Annotated in this window: 6 protein-coding genes and 1 pseudogene; 1 reads left to right on the forward strand and 6 read right to left on the reverse strand. The window is 68.3% G+C overall.

Translation table 11 applies throughout. The annotated features are described in order from the left end of the window. From ACH4SP_RS06960 to ACH4SP_RS06985, 6 genes and pseudogenes are all read right to left on the reverse strand, one after another. Positions 1-6015 (reverse strand): SDR family NAD(P)-dependent oxidoreductase, encoded by a 6015-nt coding sequence (locus ACH4SP_RS06960; RefSeq protein WP_398410611.1) that lies wholly within the window; start codon positions 6013-6015, stop codon positions 1-3. A 3-nt stretch (positions 6016-6018) separates the two neighbouring features. Beyond that, complete coding sequence (locus tag ACH4SP_RS06965) at positions 6019-11571, reverse strand: type I polyketide synthase (protein ID WP_398410615.1); 5553 nt, start codon at positions 11569-11571, stop codon at positions 6019-6021. A gap of 20 nt (positions 11572-11591) precedes the next feature. Beyond that, entirely contained in the window at positions 11592-15890 is a 4299-nt protein-coding gene (locus tag ACH4SP_RS06970) for a beta-ketoacyl synthase N-terminal-like domain-containing protein (protein ID WP_398410618.1), read from the reverse strand. A gap of 299 nt (positions 15891-16189) precedes the next feature. After that, entirely contained in the window at positions 16190-16363 is a 174-nt protein-coding gene (locus ACH4SP_RS06975) for a hypothetical protein (RefSeq protein WP_398410621.1), read from the reverse strand. 89 nt (positions 16364-16452) lie between these two features. After that, a pseudogene (locus tag ACH4SP_RS06980) lies at positions 16453-16637 on the reverse strand (CorA family divalent cation transporter); the annotation flags it as partial. A gap of 257 nt (positions 16638-16894) precedes the next feature. After that, entirely contained in the window at positions 16895-18565 is a 1671-nt protein-coding gene (locus tag ACH4SP_RS06985) for an ATP-binding protein (RefSeq protein ID WP_398410627.1), read from the reverse strand. A gap of 458 nt (positions 18566-19023) precedes the next feature. Between ACH4SP_RS06985 and ACH4SP_RS06990 the strand changes: the two genes are divergently transcribed. Further along, on the forward strand, positions 19024-20436 hold the full coding sequence (locus ACH4SP_RS06990; RefSeq protein ID WP_398410629.1) for a hypothetical protein: 1413 nt from the start codon (positions 19024-19026) through the stop codon (positions 20434-20436). Positions 20437-20455: the final 19 nt, after the last annotated feature.

Here is a 20455-nt window from a genome sequence, read left to right on the forward strand (position 1 = left end):
TCACCGCTTATTGCTGTGTCGATCGCTGCTTATCGCTTGGGCAGAACATTTCCGAAGCCAGTCCTCAAGGAGACCGGCAGCGTCGTCACTGTGCTGTTCCAGCATGGTGAAGTGGTTGCCGGGAACATCCAGCGCGACGTGGTCCAAGGTCCAGGAGGTCCGCCACCGGTCTCTGTCCGCCGCCTCCTGGGCCATCGACTCCGATGCCCGCAGGAACAACGTGGGCGCGTCCACGACGGTGGGCCTCCACCCTTGGAACAACCCCAGATACGCGCCCATCGCGGTCAGACGGGTGTCGTCGACCGGCACCTGCACGTGGTCGCGCTCCACGATCGCCGAGAGCAACGCGGGGGCGATGGCGTCCAGGCCGTCGTCCTCGGGCAGATCGAGCACGTCCGCCAGCACCACCCCCGCCGGCCCCGCCCCCCGTGCCTCCAGGTGCGCGGTCAGCGCGTGGGCCAGAACACCGCCGGTGGAGTGGCCCAGCAGTACGAACGGCTCCGTGAGGCCGGCCTTTTCGAGCCCTGAGGCCAACGCTTCCAGCACGGCCCGCCGAGTGGCCGGTACCTGCTCGGCACGGCCGAAGCCGGGCAGGGGCAGCGCCCACACCTCGCGTTCCCCCCGGAACGGGGCGGCCAGGCGGGCGTACTGGTGCGGCCCTGAAACCGCCAGCATCGAGGGCACACAGATCACGGCAGGTCCACGGCCGCCTTCGCTGAGCCGGACGGGACTGCTCTGCACGCCGGTGTGGAAGGCGGGCCTGAACCGCGACATCTTGGTGAGCAGCGCCAGGAACGCCCCTGCCTGGTGGGTGTCTGCGGCCTGCCGAAGCAATGTGCCGAGCACCGGAGCCGACGCGTCGGGGGCGGGCGACCGCTCGGTGATCTCGTTCCTCAGGTGTCGGGCGAGCGCGATCGGTGTGGAGTGGTCGAACAGTGCCGCCGGGGCGAGGCGCAGCCCTGTGGCCGCAGCGAGTCCGTTGCGGAGTTCGACGGTGGTCAGAGAATCGAAGCCCAGCTCAAGGAACTCCCGGTCGGCCGGGACCTCGTGCGTGGGACCGTGTCGCAGCACCGCGCGGACATGGGTGCACAGGAGGTCCAGCAGAACCTGGTCCTGCTGGTCGGCAGGCTTTCCGGCCAGCTGGTCGGAGAGCGACGGCCCCTGGCCGGCCGCAGCGACGGCTCGGCGTCCACGGGGGACAAGCCCCTTCAGCAGGGCGGGTGCCACGAGGTCGGTGTCGTCGGCGCGTCGCACGGCGGCGAGGTCCAGACGGATGGGCACCAGCACCGGCCCGCCCGCCGCCCGTGCCGCGTCGAACAGCGCGAGACCCTCCTCGTCGGACAGCGGCCGCACACCGGAACGACGCATCCTGCGCACGTCGACCTCCGCGAGGTCCCGGGTCATCGCACCGCTCTGTTCCCACGGCCCCCAAGCCAGCGAGAGCGCAGGCAGACCGGACGCGTGACGCTGCTCCGCCAGCGCGTCCAGCATCGCGTTGGCGGCCGCGTAGCCGCCCTGGCCCGGTCCGCCGAAGACGCCCGCGGCCGAGGAGAACATCACGAACGCGGACAGGTCGAGGTCCCGGGTCAGCTCGTGCAGGTGGAGAGCACCGTCCACCTTGGGGCGCAGGACCTGGTCGAGATGCTGTTCGGTCAGTGCCGGGACGACAGCGTCGGCCAGCACACCCGCGGTGTGCACGACCGCGGTGAGCGGCTGGTGCTCGGGCACCGCCCGGAGCACCGCCGAGAGCGCCGCGGCGTCGGCCACGTCGCAACGCGCCTGGACGACATGTCCGCCCAGCGCGGTCAGTTGCTCACCGAGCGCGCGGTCCGGCTCGCTCCTGCTGACGAGCAGCAGGTTGCGTACGCCGTGCTCGACGATGAGGTGCCTGGCCAGCAGCCTGGCCAGCGCGCCGTTGCCTCCGGTGATCAGGGTCGTGCCGTCACGGTCCCAGGCGCCGGCCTGTCCGAGGTCGAGGTCCCGCCGTGCCCTGGCCAGCCGGCGCGCGTGCGCCACCCCGGCTCGGACCACCAACTCCGGCTCGGCCGAGGCCAGCGCCGCCGGAAGCGCGGTGGCAGAAGCATGGTGCCCGTCCACATCGACCAGGTCGAACCTGCCGGGGTTCTCCGACTGGGCAGAACGCACCAGGCCCTGGACCGCGGCCACCGCGAGACCGGCACCGCCGTCCGTGCTCCGGGTGAGGAACACCAGGCGGGTGGCGGCGAGTCGTTCGTCGGCCAGCCACGCCCGGACCAGAGCCAGCGTCTCGGCCAGCGCGCCCCGAGGGGTCTCCGTACGCGACACCTCGACGACCACCGCCTCCGGCACCGCGGCCCCGGACCCGATCTCCGCGACCAGCGCGGCCAGGTCGGGCAGCGAACGAGCCCCGGTGGGCAGTTCGCCGGTGCCGAGCCGCACGCAGGCGACCGGAGCCGCCGTGAGCTGCTCAGGGACCAGGTCCACCTGGAACAGCGCGTTCGAGTGACCCCCGGCCGGAGCCGAGACGGGCCGCGCCGTCAGCGACTCCGCCGCCGCCACCGCCCGTCCCGACTCATCGGCCACCAGCACCGACACGGATGCCGGTCCCGTGCGGCGCAACCGTACGCGCAACGCCCGGGCGCCCGTCGCGAACAGCGACACTCCCGTCCAGGCGAACGGCAGCGCCCCGTCCCCGCTCGCGATGTGCAGCGCCGCGTCGAACAGGGCCGGATGCAGCCCGAAGGAACCGGCCTCGTCGTGGCGCTCCTCGGGCAGACCGACCTCGGCGAACAGGTCGTCCCCCCGCCGCCAGGCCGCGCGCAGTCCGCGGAACGCCGGACCGTACTCGAACCCGTCGTCGGCGAGCCGCTCGTAGAAACCGCTCAGGTCAACTGCGTCCGCCGACGCCGGCGGCCACTGCGTGAGCTCCTCGGCCCCGGCATCGACGGCGCGCGTCAGGACACCACTGGCGTGGCGCGACCAGACACCGTGCTCGGTACTGCCGTACACCCGCACTTCCCGCCGCCCGGCCTCCTCCCGCCCCAGGGACACCTGGATCTCGACCTGGTCCTGCTCGCGCAGGCTCAGCGGCGATTCGAGGGTCAGTTCCTCGACGGTGGGACTCCCGACCTGGTCGCCCACGTGCAGCAGGAGATCGACGAAGGCCGTCCCGGGCAGCAGGGCCGTGCCGTGCACGAGGTGATCGGCAAGCCAGGTGTGCGTCCGCAACGACAGGCTGCCGCTGAACACCAGCGTGTCCGGGTCGTCGGCGAGGTGCACCGAGTGGGTGAGCAGGGCGTGGCCGGGCGCGTCGGCACCCCGTGGCGCGCCGGGCGTGTCCGCCAGCCAGTACCGCCGGTGCTGGAAGGCATAGGTCGGCAGCGCCTGCCGGTGCGCGTCCGTGCCCTCCCAGAAGGCGGGCCAGTCGACGTGCACACCGTGGGTGTGGAGCTGGGCGGCGGCGGTCACGATGCTCTGGGGTTCCGGCCGGTCCGCACGCAGCGCGGTGGCGAACACCGTTCCCTCGACGTCGTGCAGGCAGTCCTGCCCCATCCCGGAGAGCGCCCCGCCCGCTCCCAACTCCAGGAAGGAACGCACACCTTGGGACGCAAGCCGGCGCATGCCGTCGTGGAACCGCACGGCTTCCCGAACGTGCCGGGCCCAGTAGTCCGGGGAGGACAACTGATCGGCAGTGGCGAGAAGCCCCGTCACGTCCGAGACCACCGGGACCCTGGGCGGGTGGAACGTCATGCCGGCGGCGACGCGTCGGAACTCGTCGACCATGTCGTCCATGTGAGCCGAGTGGAAGGCGTGCGAGACGCGCAACCGCTTGGTCCTGCGGCCACGGCGCTCGAACTCCTCCTTGATGCCGAGCACCGTCTGCTCGTCACCGGAGATCACCACGGCCGACGGTCCGTTGACCGCGGCGATGGACACCCGGCCGCCGGCCGCGGCCACGAGCGGAGCGACCTGGTCCTCGGGCGCCTGCAGGGCGACCATCGCCCCGCCCCGGGGGAGGGCCTGCATGAGTCGCCCGCGAGCCGCGACCAGTGCGCACGCGTCCGGCAGCGAAAGGCATCCGGCGACATGGACGGCGGCCAGTTCGCCTATCGAGTGGCCCAGCAGGAAGTCGGGCTTGAGGCCCCATGAGTCGACCAGCCGGAAGAGGGCCACGGAGATCGCGAACAGTGCCGGCTGGGTGTAACGGGTCTCGTCGAGGAGAAGCGCCAACTCCGAACCGGGTGCCGCGAACATCACCTGACGCAACGGGACGTCCAGATGGGGGTCGAATGCGGCGAGGACCGACTCCAACGCCGCCGCGAACACGGGGAATTCCTCCGCGAGTTGCTTCCCTGCCCCCAGCCGCTGGCTGCCCTGCCCGGGAAACAGGAACGCGGTCCGCCCGGCCCGCACACTCGTGGTCGGGGCAGTGCCGAGCGCTGCCAGCAAGTCGTCCCGGGTCTCTCCGACCACCATCGCCCGGTGCTCGAAGTGGGTCCGTCCGACGGCCAGGGTGTAGGCGATGTCTGCGGGGTCGAGTCCGGGGTGGGTGTGGAGGTGGGTGCGCAGGCGTTCGGCCTGGTCGTGGAGTGCGTCCGGGGTGCGGCCGGAGAGCAGCCAGGGCACTACGGCGTTACGTGCGTGGGCAGTCGGCTCGACGGGCGGCGCCTGCTCGATGATGACGTGTGCGTTGGTCCCCGAGACGCCGAAGGAGGAGATTCCGGCGCGGCGCGGGCGCCCGGTTTCGGGCCATGCCCGTGCGGTGGCGACGAGTTCGATGCCGTCGTTCCACTGCGCATGCGGCGAGGGAGTGTCCACGTGCAGTGAGGCCGGGACGGTTCCGTGCTGCATGGCCTGCACCATCTTGATCACACCCGCCACTCCGGCGGCGGCCTGGGTGTGGCCGAGGTTGGACTTCAGCGACCCCAATAGCAGTGGCGCACCGGGCCGTTCCCGCCCGTACGTCTCCGCGAGCGCACCGACCTCGATCGGGTCGCCCAGCCGGGTCCCCGTCCCGTGGCCCTCCACCACATCGATGTCGCCCGGCCGCAGCCCGGCACCGGCCAACGCCTGCCGTACGACCCGCTCTTGTGCCCGTCCGCTGGGTGCGGTGAGTCCGTTGGACGCGCCGTCCTGGTTCACCGCGGAACCCCGTACCACCGCGAGTACCCGGTGCCCATTCCGTACCGCATCCGCCAGCCGCTCCACGACCAGTACGCCCACACCCTCGCTCCAGCCGGTGCCGTCGGCCGCCGCGGCGAAGGACTTGCACCTGCCGTCCGGGGCAAGGCCCCGCTGCCTGCTGAACTCCACGAAGATGCGCGGGTTTGCCATGACGGTGACGCCGCCCGCCAATGCCAGGGAGCTCTCACCCGACCGCAACGACTGCACCGCCCAGTGCAGCGCCACCAACGACGACGAGCACGCCGTGTCCACCGTCACCGCGGGCCCCTCAAGACCCAGCACGTACGACACCCGGCCGGAGGCCACGCTGCCCGCTGTGCCGATGCCGAGGTACCCCTCGATCTCCTCGGGCAGCGTGGCCACCCCGGAGCCGTAGTCGTGGTACATCACTCCGGTGTACACGCCGGTGCGGCTGCCGCGCAGTGAGAGGGGATCGATACCCGCGTTCTCGACGGCTTCCCAGGACGTCTCCAGCAGCAACCGCTGCTGCGGGTCAACCGCCAGGGCCTCCCGCGGCGAAATGCCGAACATCTCCGCGTCGAAGTCACCCGCACCGGCCAGGAATCCGCCCTCGGCGGTGTACGACGTGCCAGCCACGTCCTCGGAACTGAACAACCGGTCCAGTTCCCACCCACGGTCGTCGGGGAACGCGGACACGGCGTCCCCGCCCGACGCGAGCAGCTTCCAGAGGTCCTGGGGGTTCTGCACACCGCCGGGGAAGCGGCACGCCATCCCCACGATGGCCACCGGCGCCTGTTGGGCGTCTTCGACCTCCTTGAGGCGGCGCCGGGTCTGCCGGAGGTCGGTCGTCAGCCGTTTGAGCGTGTCGAGGATCTTCTTGTCGTCGGCCATCGGCTACTTCACGTCCTCTTCTGCGGAGAGGCCTTCGAGTTCGCCCTCGGCGAGTTCGAGCATCTCCTCGATGGTCGACACGTCGAGGTCGGCGTCGGCGTCGGACTGTTCGGGCAGCCAGGCCGCGGCGAGTTCCCTCAGACGGCGGACCAGGGCTTCGTGCCGGGCGTCACCGGGGGGTGTGCGCCGCAGCTCGGCTTCGACTTCGTCCAGTCCGTCGCCGGTGGGACTGTCCTGACTCTCCAGCAGCCCGGCGAGCAGGTGCTCGGCGAGCGCCGACGGAGTCGCGTAGGTGAAGACCACCGTGGTCGGCAGTCGCAGACCGGTCGCAGTGCTCAGACGATTGCGCAGCTCCACGGCGGTCAGCGAATCGAAGCCCAGCTCCATGAACGCCCGTTCCGGATCGATCGTCGCGGCTTCGTCATGACCCAGGACGGCAGCCACCTCCGCCCTGACGAGTTCGTGCAGTGCCGGCGCCCGCTCGGATTCGGGAAGCGCCGTCAGCCGCGCCGCCGACCAGCGGGGGTCGGGCCCGGCCGCGCCACGGCGTACGGGCACCCGGATCAGACCCTGGAGTACGGAAGGAACGCCGAGGTGTCCTGCCCGAGCACGCAGCGACGAGAGGTTCAGCTTCATCGGCAGCACCGCCGGGTCGTCCAGCGCCCGCGCGAGGTCGAACAGCGCCAGACCTTCCGCGGTGGACAGCTCCGTGACGCCGGCCCGTTCCAAGCGCCGTACGTCCGTGTCGCCGAGGTGTGCGGTCATGCCGGTGCGCTGGGCCCAGAACCCCCAGGCCAGGGCGATTCCGGGCAGGCCATCCTCCCGTCGGCGCAGTACCAGGGCGTCCAGCACCGCGTTGGCGGCCGCGTAGTTGCCCTGGCCGGGTCCGCCGAAGACCGCTGACGCGGAAGAGAAGAGGATGAAGTCCGACAGGTCGAGCCCCTGAGTGAGCGTGTGCAGGTTGAGTGCCCCGTCCACCTTGGGCGCCAGCACCGCCGACACCTGTGCGGGAGTCAGCTCCGTGATCAGCGCATCGTCAAGTACACCGGCGGCGTGTACGACCGCGGTCAGCGGATGCCGTCCGGGCACCGCCGACAGCACCTGCGCCAGCGCGTCCTTGTCCGCCACGTCGCAGGCGACGATGGTGGCCTCGGCACCCAACTCCCGCAATTCCTCCCGCAGTTCTTCGGCGCCTTCCGCGCGCGGGCCACCGCGGCTCAGGAGAAGCAGGTGCCGGACGCCGTACGTGGTTACCACATGACGTGTGAGCTCGGCGCCCAGCCCACCGGTACCACCGGTGATCAGCACGGTTCCCTCCGGGTCCCACGCCCGGCCGGTCCGTTGTCCGACCCCGCCCGTCCTGACCAGCCTGGGTACGAACAGCTCTCCCTGACGCACTGCCACCTGCGGCTCGCCGGAACTCACCGCGGCGTGCAGCTGCTTGTGGTCCTCGTGGGTGTCGTCGGCCTCGATCACGACGATCCGGTCACCGTGCTCGGACTGGGCGGAGCGCACCAATCCCCATACACCGGCGGTCGAGAGGGCCGATGTCCGGCTGGTGAGGAGCACCAGCCGGGGAGCGGCGAAGCGATCGTCGGACAGCCAGGTCCGCAGGATGTCCAGGGCGTGCAGTACGGCGGCTTGCACGGCGTCCGAGCTGTCGTACGTGCCATCGTCCGAGCCGTCGTCTGTGCCATCGACCGAGCCGTCCCCCGACCCGTCCCCCGACCCGTCGTACGTGCCGTCGTCCGTGTGAGCGAAGTCCCTCAGCGGGACGGGGACGACCACGACGCCCGGTGCGAAGAGGCCGGCGTCGATGTGCTCGGCTAAGTCCTCGAAGGTCCTGTAGGAGCGGTCTGCCACTCCGCTGTCCACCAGTGAGCCGGACTGCGGTGCCACATCGCCGACGACGGCCCACGGGCCGGTGTCCGGCATCAGCTCGCGGGCGCCGAGCTTCGTCCACTCCAGCTGGAACAGCGAGTGTCCGCCGGCGGACCTCAGGAGGTCGAGTTGCCCGGCGGGTGCCTTCCGTACCAGCAGGGAATCCACCGACAGCACGGGCCGCCCGGCCGAGTCCGTCGCCACCAGTGCCACGGCGTCGGGGCCCTGCGCGGTCAGACGTACGCGGAGCGAGGTGGCACCGGTCGCGTGGAGCGAGACGCCGTTCCACGCGAAGGGAAGCATGATCTGGCCGGAATCCGAGCCCGTACTCAGCAGCCCGCCCGCCACCGCCGCCTGGACCGCCGCGTCGAGCAGGGCCGGGTGCGACTGGTAGCCGTCCGCCTCCAACAGGCACTGCTCGGGGAGCTCCACCTCGGCCAGGACGGCTTCGCCGTCCCGCCACACCGACCGAAGCCCCTGGAACGCGGAACCGTAGTGGAAGTCGTCGGCGGCCAGTTGTGCGTACAGGCCGGAAATGTCGACCGGCTGCGAGCCGGGAGGCGGCCAGGCGGCGTTGCCGACGGCGACGTCCGCCGTACTGGCCGAAGCCGTACCGGCCGACAATGTTCCGACCGCGTGCCGCGTCCATCCCTGCTCGATCCCGGCGCGACGGGAATGGAAGCTCACCGAGCGGCGCGCGTCGTCGCCGGACGCGCCGATCACGAACTGGATGTGCACCTCCTCGTCCTCGGGCAGCACGAGAGGAGTCTCGAACGCCAACTCCTCGATCCGGTCGCAGCCCGCTTCCTCTGCCGCGTAGAGCGCCATCTCGACGAACGCGGTCCCCGGCAGCAGAACGGTGCCCAGCACGGCGTGGTCGTTGAGCCAGGAATGCTTACTTCCGGACAAGGCGCCGGAGAACACCAGCCCGCCTTCGGGCTGCGCCAGCGGGACGACATCGGTCAGCAGCGGATGGACTGTCGAAGCGTCCTGTGCGGCCACGTTGTCGAGCCAGTAGTGGTCGTGTTGGAAGGGGTAGGTGGGGAGTTCGATGCGTTGGGGGGTGTGGTGGGCGAGGGTGGTGTGCCAGTCGACGTTGACGCCGTGGAGGTGGGCTTCGCTGAGGGAGGTGAGGAAGCGGTCCATGCCTCCGTTGTCTCGTCGGAGGGTGCTGAGGGTTGTGGCGGGGGAGTCGGCGTGGTGGTCGAGGGTGTCCTGGAGGCTCATGCCGAGGACGGGGTGGGGGCTGATTTCGATGAAGACGTCGTGTCCGTCGTGGAGGAGTTGGCGGGTGGTGTCTTCGAAGCGGACGGTCTGGCGGAGGTTGCGGGCCCAGTAGGCGGGGTCCAGCTCGGTGGTGTCGATCGGGGCTGCGGTCACTGTGGAGTAGAAGGGGATGCCTGCGGACACGGGCTGCAGTCCTGCGAGTGAGGTGGTCAGTTCGTGTTCGATGCTGTCGACGTGGGCGGAGTGGGAGGCGTAGTCGACGGCCACGGTGCGGGCGTGTACTCCCTCGTTCGTCCGTGCGGTGACGAATTCTTCGACGGCGTGGACGTCGCCGGAGATGATCACTGAGCGGGGGCTGTTGACGGCGGCGATGGACAGTCCCGTTGAACCGGTGAGGTACTCAGCAACCTGGTCGAGTGGCAGGGATATGGAGGCCATGGCGCCGGAGCCGGCCAGTTTGTCGCGGATGAGCTGGCTGCGGAGGGCGACGATGCGGGCGCCCTGGTCGAGGGTGAGTGCTCCTGCCACGCAGGCGGCGGCGATTTCGCCCTGGGAGTGTCCGGTTACGGCGGAGGGGGTGACGCCGTGGGACTGCCAGAGTCCTGCCAGGGAGACCATGACGGCCCAGGAGGCGGGCTGGAGGACGTCGACGCGTTCCAGCATCCGGGCGTCGCTGAGGACTTCGGAGAGTGACCAGTCCACGAAGGGGGCCAGTGCCTGTGCGCATTCGGTCATGAGCGTGGCGAACACGGGGGAGTCTTCGATGAGTTCTCGCCCCATGCCCACCCATTGGGCTCCTTGTCCGGGGAAGACGAAGACCACTTCGCGGTGGGCGACGGCTGTCGCCTCGGCTGCCCACTCGGTGGGGTCCGTGCCCATGGCCACGGCCCGGTGTTCGAAGTGGGTCCGGCCGACGGCCAGGGTGTAGGCGATGTCTGAGGGGTCGAGTTCGGGGTGGGCGTGGAGGTGGGTGCGCAGGCGTTCGGCCTGGTCGTGGAGTGCGTCCGGGGTACGGCCGGACAGCAGCCACGGCACTACGGCGTTACGTGCGCGGGCGGGCGGCGGTGTCACGGGCGGCGCCTGCTCAATGATGACGTGCGCGTTCGTCCCCGACACACCAAAGGAGGAGACCGCTGCACGGCGCGGGCGCCCGGTCTCGGGCCATGCCCGTGCGGTGGCGACGAGTTCGATGCCCTCGCCCCACTGCGCATGCGGCGAGGGAGTGTCCACGTGCAGGGAGGCCGGGACGGTTCCGTGCTGCATGGCCTGCACCATCTTGATCACACCCGCCACTCCGGCGGCGGCCTGGGTGTGGCCGAGGTTGGACTTCAGCGATCCGAGCAGCAGTGGCGCACCGGGCCGTTCCCGCCCGTACGTCTCCGCCAGCGCACCGACCTCGATCGGGTCGCCCAGCCGGGTCCCCGTCCCGTGGCCCTCCACCACGTCCACGTCGCCCGGTTTGAGCTCGGCACCGGCCAACGCCTGCCGTACCACTCGCACTTGTGCCCGTCCGCTGGGTGCGGTGAGTCCGTTGGACGCGCCGTCCTGGTTCACCGCGGAACCGCGCACGATCGCGAGCACCCGGTGCCCACTCCGTACCGCATCCGCCAGCCGCTCCACCAGCAGCACACCCACACCCTCGGCAAACCCAGTCCCGTCGGCCGCCGCAGCGAAGGACTTGCACCTTCCGTCCGGGGCAAGGCCCCGCTGTCGGCTGAACTCGACGAACCGTGAGGGTGAGGACATGACGGTGACGCCGCCCGCCAATGCCAGGGAGCTCTCGCCCGACCGCAATGACTGCACCGCCCAGTGCAGCGCCACCAACGACGACGAACACGCCGTGTCCACCGTCACCGCGGGCCCCTCAAGACCCAGCACGTACGACACCCGACCGGACAGGACACTGGCGGCGCTTCCGGTGCCCAACTGCGCTTCCAGCGCGGCGGGGTAGCGCCTCAGCCGGGAAGCGTAGTCCTGCCCGTTGGACCCGATGAAGAGGCTGGTGTCGCTTTCCCGCAGTGCGGAGGGGTCGATCCCTGCGTTCTCGATGGCTTCCCAGGACGTCTCCAGCAGCAACCGCTGCTGCGGGTCCATCGCCAGGGCTTCTCGCGGCGAGATGCCGAAGAACTCCGGATCGAAGTTGTCGGAATCCGCTAAGAACCCCCCGTGTCGGGTATAGGTCGACCCTGCCTTTTCGCTGTCGGGGTGGAACAGGGTGTCGATGTCCCAGCCTCGGTCCTCCGGAAAGCCGGAAACCGCGTCCCGTTCCGAGACCACCAGGTTCCACAAGTCAGCAGGGCTGGTCACCCCACCTGGGTAATGGCAGGCCATTCCCACGATTGCCACCGGCTCACGACTGGCCTCGGTAAGTTCGCGATTCCGTTGTCGTAGGCGTTCGCTTTCCTTCACAGAGGCGCGTAGTGCGTTGATGAGCTGCTGTTCAGACATCGTTACCCCTGGCTCGTGACTCAGATGTTGCCGACGTGGTGTGCCATCTCGATAAGTGCGGCGAGATCAGCGGAATCCGCATCAGTACCGGCTGGCGCAGGTTCGTCCGGCGCGTTTTCAGGTTCCTTGGGTGGGGAGGAGTTCGGGAACAACTCGTCACACAGTTTCCGCGCCATCGCCTCGGCAGTGGAGTACTCGAAGACGGACGTGATCGGAAGCCGCAGACCCGTAGCCGCATTCAGTTTGTTGCGTAGCTGTACGGCATCCATGGAACCGAGGCCGAGTTCGGTGAAGGACGTCCTGGCGCCGATCTCTCCCGAGTCCACCTTGTATCCAAGGATGGCAGCGGTGTATGTGCGGACAACGTCCACGAGAGCGCGAATTCTTGCGTTTGTGGAGAGATTGGCCAACTGGTGCCGGAGTGATGCTTCCTCCGGCCTGTTGTCCTTCCTGTTCTCCTGCCGGGCACTCACTCTCCGGACCGGTTCGGCAGTTCCGAGCTTCTCGGCGGATATCGGCCGCAGCACCAAGGACTCCACCGATGCCACGGGGCGGCCTGTGGTCTGCGTGATGTTCAGTGTCAGGGTGTCCGGCTGCTGCCTTGAGATCTTGCACCGCAATACGGAGGACCCGGGCTCGTACAACGACACCCCCGTCCAGGCGAAAGGCATCCTGATCTGCTGCGCTTCCTCGTCCAGATCGGCGACCAAGAGAGATTGAAGGAGTGCGTCCAGCAGCGCCGGGTGCAGGAGGAAGGAGCCGGACCCACCGGCTTCCGGTTCGGGCAGCGCGACTTCGGCGAACACGTCCTGGCCGTTGCGCCACGCAGCGCGAAGGCACTGGAACGCCGGACCGTAGTCGTACCCGCGCCCGGCCAAGCCTTCGTAGGCGCCGCTCAGATCGAGGGCGGTGGCACCCGGCGGCGGCCACTCCTCCGCTTCGGTGGACTCGTCGGCGCCCTGCGCGGACGACCTCGCCATGCAGCCGACCGCATGCCGCACCCAGCCCGATCCGTTCTGGGAATGCACGCTCACCACTCGCCTGCCGTCCGTGTCCGGCGCGGCCATGGCGACCTGGAACTTGACCCTGGCGCCCTCGCGGAAGACCAGCGGCGCCTCCAGCGCCAGCTCATCGATCCGGTCCGCCCCGACTTCCGCGCCCGCCCGGAAGGCCAGTTCAAGGAATGCGGACGCGGGCAGGACCGTGACACCGCCGACCATGTGGTCGGCAATCCAGGGATGAGTGCTCTCGGAGAGACAGCCCGTGAGGAGAAGACCGTCCGTCTGCGCCAGTTCTACCAGCGCGTTGGCGAGGATGTGGTTGATCGCTTCCTGCCCCGCAGCGTCGACATCCGGCCTACGACTCCCCTTTCCGAGCCAGTAGTGGTCGTGTTGGAAGGGGTAGGTGGGTAGTTCGATGCGTTGGGGGGTGTGGTGGGCGAGGGTGGTGTGCCAGTCGACGTTGACGCCGTGGAGGTGGGCTTCGCTGAGGGAGGTGAGGAAGCGGTCCGTGCCTCCGTTGTCGCGTCGGAGGGTGCTGAGGGTGACGGCGGGGGTGTTGGTGTGGTGGTCGAGGGTGTCCTGGAGGCTGATGTTGAGGACGGGGTGGGGGCTGATTTCGATGAAGACGTCGTGTCCGTCGTGGAGGAGTTGGCGGGTGGTGTCTTCGAAGCGGACGGTCTGGCGGAGGTTGCGGGCCCAGTAGGCGGGGTCCAGCTCGGTGGTGTCGATCGGTGCTGCGGTCACTGTGGAGTAGAAGGGGACGCCTGCGGACACGGGCTGCAGTCCTGCGAGTGAGGTGGTCAGTTCGTGTTCGATGGCGTCGACGTGGGCGGAGTGGGAGGCGTAGTCGACGGCCACGGTGCGGGCGTGTACTCCCTCGTTCGTCCGCGCGGTGACGAAGTCTTCGACGGCGTGGACGTCGCCGGAGATGATCACTGACCGGGGGCTGTTGACGGCGGCGATGGAAAGACCTGCCGAGCCGGTGAGGTGTGCGCGTACGTCGTCAACTGGCAGGGATATGGAGGCCATGGCGCCGGAGCCGGCCAGTTTGTCGCGGATGAGCTGGCTGCGGAGCGCGACGATGCGGGCGCCCTGGTCGAGAGTGAGTGCGCCGGCCACGCAGGCGGCGGCGATTTCGCCCTGGGAGTGTCCGGTTACGGCGGAAGGGGTGACGCCGTGCGACTGCCAGAGACCTGCCAGGGAGACCATGACGGCCCAGGAGGCGGGCTGGAGGACGTCGACGCGTTCCAGCATCCGGGCGTCGCTGAGGGCGTCGGTCAGCGACCAGTCGACGTACGAGTCCAGCGCCTGCTCGCATTGGCTCATCAGGGTGGCGAACAGGGGGGAGGTTTCGATGAGTTCTCGCCCCATGCCCACCCATTGGGCTCCTTGTCCGGGGAAGACGAAGACCACTTCGCGGTGGGCGACGGCTGTCGCTTCGGCTGTCCACTCGGTGGGGTCTGTGCCCATGGCCACGGCCCGGTGTTCGAAGTGGGTCCGTCCGACGGCCAGGGTGTAGGCGATGTCTGCGGGGTCGAGTCCGGGGTGGGTGTGGAGGTGGGTGCGCAGGCGTTCGGCCTGGTCGTGGAGTGCGTCCGGGGTGCGGCCGGAGAGCAGCCACGGCACTACGGCGTTACGTGCGCGGGCAGTCGGCTTGACGGGCGGCGCCTGCTCGATGATGACGTGCGCGTTGGTCCCTGACACGCCGAAGGAGGAGATCCCGGCGCGGCGCGGGCGCCCGGTTTCGGGCCATGCCTGGGCGGTCGTGACGAGTTCGATGCCCTCGCCCCACTGCGCATGCGGCGAGGGAGTGTCCACGTGCAGGGAGGCCGGGACGGTTCCGTGCTGCATGGCCTGCACCATCTTGATCACACCCGCCACTCCGGCGGCGGCCTGGGTGTGGCCGAGGTTGGACTTCAGCGACCCCAATAGCAGTGGCGCACCGGGCCGTTCCCGCCCGTACGTCTCCGCCAGCGCACCGACCTCGATCGGGTCGCCCAGCCGGGTCCCCGTCCCGTGGCCCTCCACCACGTCCACGTCGCCCGGTTTGAGCTCGGCACCAGCCAACGCCTGCCGTACCACTCGCACTTGTGCCCGTCCGCTGGGCGCGGTGAGTCCGTTCGAGGCACCGTCCTGGTTCACCGCGGAACCCCGTACCACCGCGAGTACCCGGTGCCCATTCCGTACCGCATCGGCCAGCCGCTCCACGACCAGCACACCTACACCCTCGGCAAACCCAGTTCCGTCAGCGCTCCCGGCGTACGAACGGCAGCGGCCATCAGCAGACAGCCCTCGCTGCCGACTGAATTCCACGAAAGTCGTCGGGTTTGCCATGACGGTGACGCCGCCCGCCAATGCCAGGGAGCTCTCACCCGACCGCAATGACTGCACCGCCCAGTGCAGCGCCACCAACGACGACGAACACGCCGTGTCCACCGTCACCGCGGGCCCCTCAAGACCCAATACATACGCCACCCGACCGGACAGGACGCCGCCGGACTTTCCCGTGGTCAAGTGTCCTTCGAGCTCTCCGGGTACCTGATCGAGAGCGGATGCGTAATCGTGGTACATCAAGCCGGCGAATACGCCCGCACGGGTGCCGCGGAGCGAATGCGGGTCGATTCCTGCGTTCTCGATGGATTCCCAGGATGTTTCTAGCAGTAACCGCTGCTGCGGGTCCATCGCCAAGGCCTCCCGTGGCGAAATACCGAAGAAGCGCGGATCGAATTCCGCTGCTCCCTCCAGGAAACCTCCCCGCGTGGTGTAGCTGGTGCCTGCGTGATCGGGGTCTTCGCTATAGAGGCCAGCTGTGTCCCACCCGCGATCGGTAGGGAATTCCGTGGTGGCGTCCGTGCCGGAGGACAGCAGATCCCATAAACCCTCAGGTGACCGTACGCCCCCGGGATAGCGGCATGCCATCCCCACGATGGCGATGGAATCATCGGCACATAACTCGCCCTCGCGCGCGGAACTTTCTTGGCAAGACGGTGACTCGGCCGGAGTTTCCGTGTCCGTCTCCTCGCCGAGCAGCGTGAAGAGGTGCTCGGCCAGATCCCGTGGGGTGGGGTAGTCGAAGACCAGGGTGTCGGGCAATGAAAGGTTCGTGGCACCGCTCAACAGGTTGCACAATTGGACGGCAGCGATGGAGTCGAATCCGGCGTCCTTGAACGACTCATCCACCTTGACCATGTCCGGCTGTAAATAGACGAGCACCTGGGACACTTGAGTGCGTACCAGATCGACCACGGAAGGGAGATCCGGGAATCGCCGCATGGCGGAGCAGTCCTCGGGCGGGTTGGACAAGTTCTTCTGATTCACCTGAGCACCTCGTCGAGAACATCGATGTCACCCCGAGATCGCAGGGCGAGGGAATCCGTGGAATCCGTAACGGTGAAACCTTCAACATGGCCCGTACGACGGCCAGTTGTCCGGCGCGATAAGGCAGGTCTGGTCTTAGCGAGGCGGCAGGCCTGTTCGAACGGTGGAGATCGGCATGTCGAACGAACACGGTCGGCTGCGACCGTCCCACGGGGGGATGCCGTCCCGCCGGGAGGTGCGGTATGAGGGCCCGAGTTGGTGAGGTGCACGCCGCTGATCGCGTAGCCACCCACGGAGGATCAGTTGGTCCACTTCCCACTGAGGGTCCAGCGGGTCCCCACCGCATGGTCGGCGCCGATGATGAACTCCCGCTTGGAGCCGCCCCCGTGGCCGCAGACCTCCGCCGCCTGCGAGGTGAGGCCCAGACAGGCGGCGGCCGAGGCCGCCGGTGTGAGGATCTTCATCCTGTTCATGCACGCCACGCTAGTGAGGCTCGCTTACGTGCCACTAACGATCGGCTAACTCGTTCCACGGTGAGCCGATCCGCGCGCTCCGTGCTCGACTACAGCCAGTCCCGCCTCTTGAAGACGACGTACAGGCTCACACATACGACTGCCATCAGAAGAATGGCGAAGGGGTAGCCGAGCGTCCAGTGCAGCTCCGGCATGGTGTCGAAGTTCATCCCGTAAATGGTCCCACGAGCGTGGGTGCGAAGAGGATCGCCGCCCACGCCGAGATCTTCTTGAAGTTGTCGCCCTCGCGGGGCTGAACTGCAAGGATCGCGATCCGGGACGTGTTGACCTGCAGAGATGAGGGTTTCCGATGGTTTCACCCTGACGTCGACTTACGGGGCCGATTCTCCCCAGGCGCTCCCGAAGGCGGCTTTTCTCCCCAGATTCTTCCCAGCCAGCGGAGAGCGGGGCGCTGCTGGTAGGGGCGGAGACCAGTGCCGGAACGCAATACGCATCGCATCCGGGGCGTAGCTGGGCCAGCCAGGGCGGGCCTCACTCTGGCACAGCCACGGCCAGAAGCTCGCCGTCCCCGAGATGCAGCCAGCCCCGACCAGGGGAGATGGGCCAGCCAATGATGGAGTCGCTGGTTCTGATGCCGATCACGTCGCCCGTGTTCCGCTCTTGGGGGGATAGGAGCAGGCCACGATGGGCCTTCTTTGTCTCGCTGAGCCAGTCGAACCCGAGGGGGAGCTCGTCCTCGCGGCAGCCCACCACCAGCGCTGTCCCCTCTTCAAAACCGTGCTGTACCACGCTCCTTAGCAGCCGCCCCGCTTCGCACTTCTCCAGGACTTCTGCGTCATCCACCAACACGACTACAGGTTCTTCCGGAGAGGCTGACGACAGGGCCTCCTCCAGCTCGTCGTGCCCAATGCCGTCTCGGACGAAGCAGGTCACTACGCCACTCTGACCAGCCAACTCTCGCAGCGGGGATGCTCTAGGCGCGGCCAATACGATCCGGGTCTTGGTGGCCAGCAGCGCACGCGCGATGTTCACGAGTGTCGTGGATCGCCCCGACCCTGATGGTCCCGCCACGACAAATGCCGGAGCAGTGCCGGCCGCGAGGTCGGGCCCGTACACGCGCCGCCCATTACCTCCGACGCCCGCGAGCGCCCACAACCGTGGTGTGGCCGGATCACGCATCAACCACGCTTCGTCGAAACTGATCCCGTCCGGCAACGCTTCGAAGCGGTGCTGTGCTTCACACGCCTCATGGGCTGCATCCCAGAGCCCAAGCAGCAGGACGTGATCCTCAAGACTCAGATGCGCTACGTGAGAGAACGCGACTATTGCCTCACGACGCGGTAGCTCGGCATGGGTGTACCAATGGATCCAGTCATCTGACGAAGTGCCAGTCTGCTCCCCCAGGTACGTGAAGGACCACTTTCGCTTGGTCCTGTGCTCATCGAGGCAACGGCGCAGCATGACCAGCTCGAGTCTTGCCGGAGAGGAGTCCACCTCGAACTCCCTGCTCTTTACCCCGTAGAACGTTGCGTTTGCCGGTCTGCGCTCGGCCGCCGCGTCAGCCAACCTGACGAACCCTTCACTGCGGCGCACGACACCCAAGAAGACTCTCAACGCATCCTTGTCGTCCCATAGGGCCTGCGCCGCGTTGATGATCAGCCCTTTGAGGGACTCCTCGGCATAGTTGATCCGCGCATCAGCCTGGTCGGCGTCGAGGGGGATCCCGTCGTCGGCTGACGGGTCTTGCCCATCTTGTTGGTCTGTGTCTCCGGCCTCTTGGGAGGGGGGTCCGCCCTCTGGCTCACTTGGGGCCTTCGTTGCATCCTCGCTGGCAGGAGCGGCGGCCTCAGACGGCGGATGTACTGATGCCTGCGCGACTGTCTCGTCGAATGCCTGCTTCCACAGACTCTTGAAGCGGTTGACTTCGTTCTCTGAGCCGCTGCGACCCGCGACCTGGGCCAGGACAGCGACGATGAGCTCCAGGCGGCCCAACCGGGGTAGATCCGGCTTCTGGAAGGTGTTCAACACCGCTTGGTGGTTCACAATCCAGTACTCCTGAGCGTCCCTTCCAATGCGGTCGCGGATGGTTCGCGCAGACGGAAGCCCCGCATCGAGCTGTAGTTCATGCAGCTCATCGTTGAGCTTCTTGAGGCCCGGGTGCCCCTGCAAATTGGGCCTTCTCCAGGACTGGACACTCGCCATCTGCTCCCCTCCCGTCAGCAGGCGTCAGATCCTGTCAACCAGATGAGGTGACAAGCGCGCAGGGGATTCTCGGTTTTCGGCCGAGATCGTCCCCGGCAACGGGCGTTCTTGGCCAAAGCCGTCAGGGGTTGTCTCGGATCGTCAAAGCCCGCTGTGAAGGGCTGACAGTGGATTCACATCCCAGTTCTTTCCCATACGGAAGGCGAATGTCCATGGAGCAGGCAAGTGTGCGCGTTGCTGTCCTAGCGCTGGTCGGTGTCCTCATCGTCGCCCTGGGCCTGTATGCCCCCGAAGTCGGAGCCGCCGTCGTTGGGGCTGCCACGGTGGTGACCCTCGTCGCCGAGCTCACAGCCCGTAAGTAGCCGAGCTTCCAGATCGGACTGCCTCGGCGAGAAGGGACATGACACGATGTGCCGATGCCCTCTGCCCGCGATCTTCCCGCCAGTAGCCAATCGGTCATGGAGATGCTGCTGCACGGGCTGGCGGGGAACCCGTCCGTGCAGCCAGAGGTCCTGCTGCGCTTGACGGCCGCGCGCATCGATCGATCCGTGCTAGCCCGCCGCCGAGATCTGCCCCCGACGGCGGCAGCGGCGCTGGCAACTGATCCCGACGTGACCGTGCGCTCGGATCTGGCCGCCAACCCGAACCTCCCGTCCGAGGTTCAGGCTGCGCTCGCTGTCGACGAAGACCCACGGGTTCGTGGCCGACTGGCTGAAGGAGCGGAGTACTTCACGACCGTCGGTGTACACGGGCATCATTTCCCGGACCCGCTTCCGCGTGAGGTCTTCGAACTGCTTGCCCGCGACCCGGAACCGAAGGTCCGCCGCGCCTTGGCGTTCAATCGCCATCTGCCCGACGATGTGCGGGCCGGGATGCTCGATGACCCGGACCCGCGCACGGCCGCGATCGCCGCTTCCGAATGGCCCTCGCCACCCGCCGGCAGGATGACTGAGCTCCTGTCACGTGTGAGCGGTGCCTTCGGCAGGCAGATGCTTCTGCTACGCCTCGACGGTCCGCTGCCCCGGGCCGCGGCACGAGCGATGCTCGCAGACATCGACTCCGCACTGGACGATGCGTACGGTAAGGGCCTGGTGGTGCAGATCGCCGAAGTCGCCGACTTGGATGCCGATCTGGCCGCCCGCTTCCTGGCCAGGGCGGATTCGCGCGCGGCGGTGGCGGCCAACCCGACGCTGCCGGCCGAACACATCGCCGACTTGGCGCACGATCCGGACAACCAGGTCCGCGCCGCGGTCGTAGCAAGGCGCGGCCTCGACCCAGTGCTGCGCGAGTCGATCCGGGTCGACTACGACGACGGCAGCAGCGACATCGTCGGCTGGCTGCTCACCGCAGACCTGTCGGAACACGAGCTTGTGGCGTTGGCGCGAAGCCGCCACCAGATCTTCCGCAAGACTCTGGCTATGCGCCCCGACCTGGCGGAAAACGCGGTCGACATCCTCGTCAGCGACGAGAGCTTCGCGGTGCGCCTGTTCGTGTGCGAGCGACAGCCGGAGGCCCCCGGATGGCTGCTCGCGCAGATCGCCGCGCAGTGGACCAGCTACAGCCGCTGGGACATGCTGGCCCACAAGAACTTCCCCGCCGACGCCGCCACCCGCCTGGCCCGCTCTGACGATCCCCACGACCGCGCAGTTGCAGCGGCCCATTCCGGCCTGGCAACCGGGGTGATCGACGCACTGCTCGCTGATGACGCTGAGGCCGTGCGACGTCGTGCCGCGACGAACCCCACCATCCCGGCGAATCAGCTGATTGGACTGCTCGGCATGGCCGATCCCGCCATCGTCGCGGGGGCTGCCACGAACCGAGCCCTCCCCGCGGCCACTGTGTGTCAAATACTCGATCAGGCCGGGCTGTGACGCACCACCACCTGGCAAC

It is taken from the genome of Streptomyces sp. NPDC021093, from assembly GCF_044333135.1.
In the GTDB taxonomy this organism is placed as follows: Bacteria; Actinomycetota; Actinomycetes; order Streptomycetales; family Streptomycetaceae; genus Streptomyces.

Bases quoted from the DNA above. Each gene is read 5' to 3' on its own strand.
- ACH4SP_RS06960 (WP_398410611.1), bottom strand. From the start codon at position 6,015: ATGGCCGACGACAAGAAGATCCTCGACACGCTCAAACGGCTGACGACC.
- ACH4SP_RS06965 (WP_398410615.1), bottom strand. From the start codon at position 11,571: ATGTCTGAACAGCAGCTCATCAACGCACTACGCGCCTCTGTGAAGGAA.
- ACH4SP_RS06975 (WP_398410621.1), bottom strand. From the start codon at position 16,363: ATGAACAGGATGAAGATCCTCACACCGGCGGCCTCGGCCGCCGCCTGT.
- ACH4SP_RS06985 (WP_398410627.1), bottom strand. From the start codon at position 18,565: ATGGCGAGTGTCCAGTCCTGGAGAAGGCCCAATTTGCAGGGGCACCCG.
- ACH4SP_RS06990 (WP_398410629.1), top strand. From the start codon at position 19,024: ATGGAGATGCTGCTGCACGGGCTGGCGGGGAACCCGTCCGTGCAGCCA.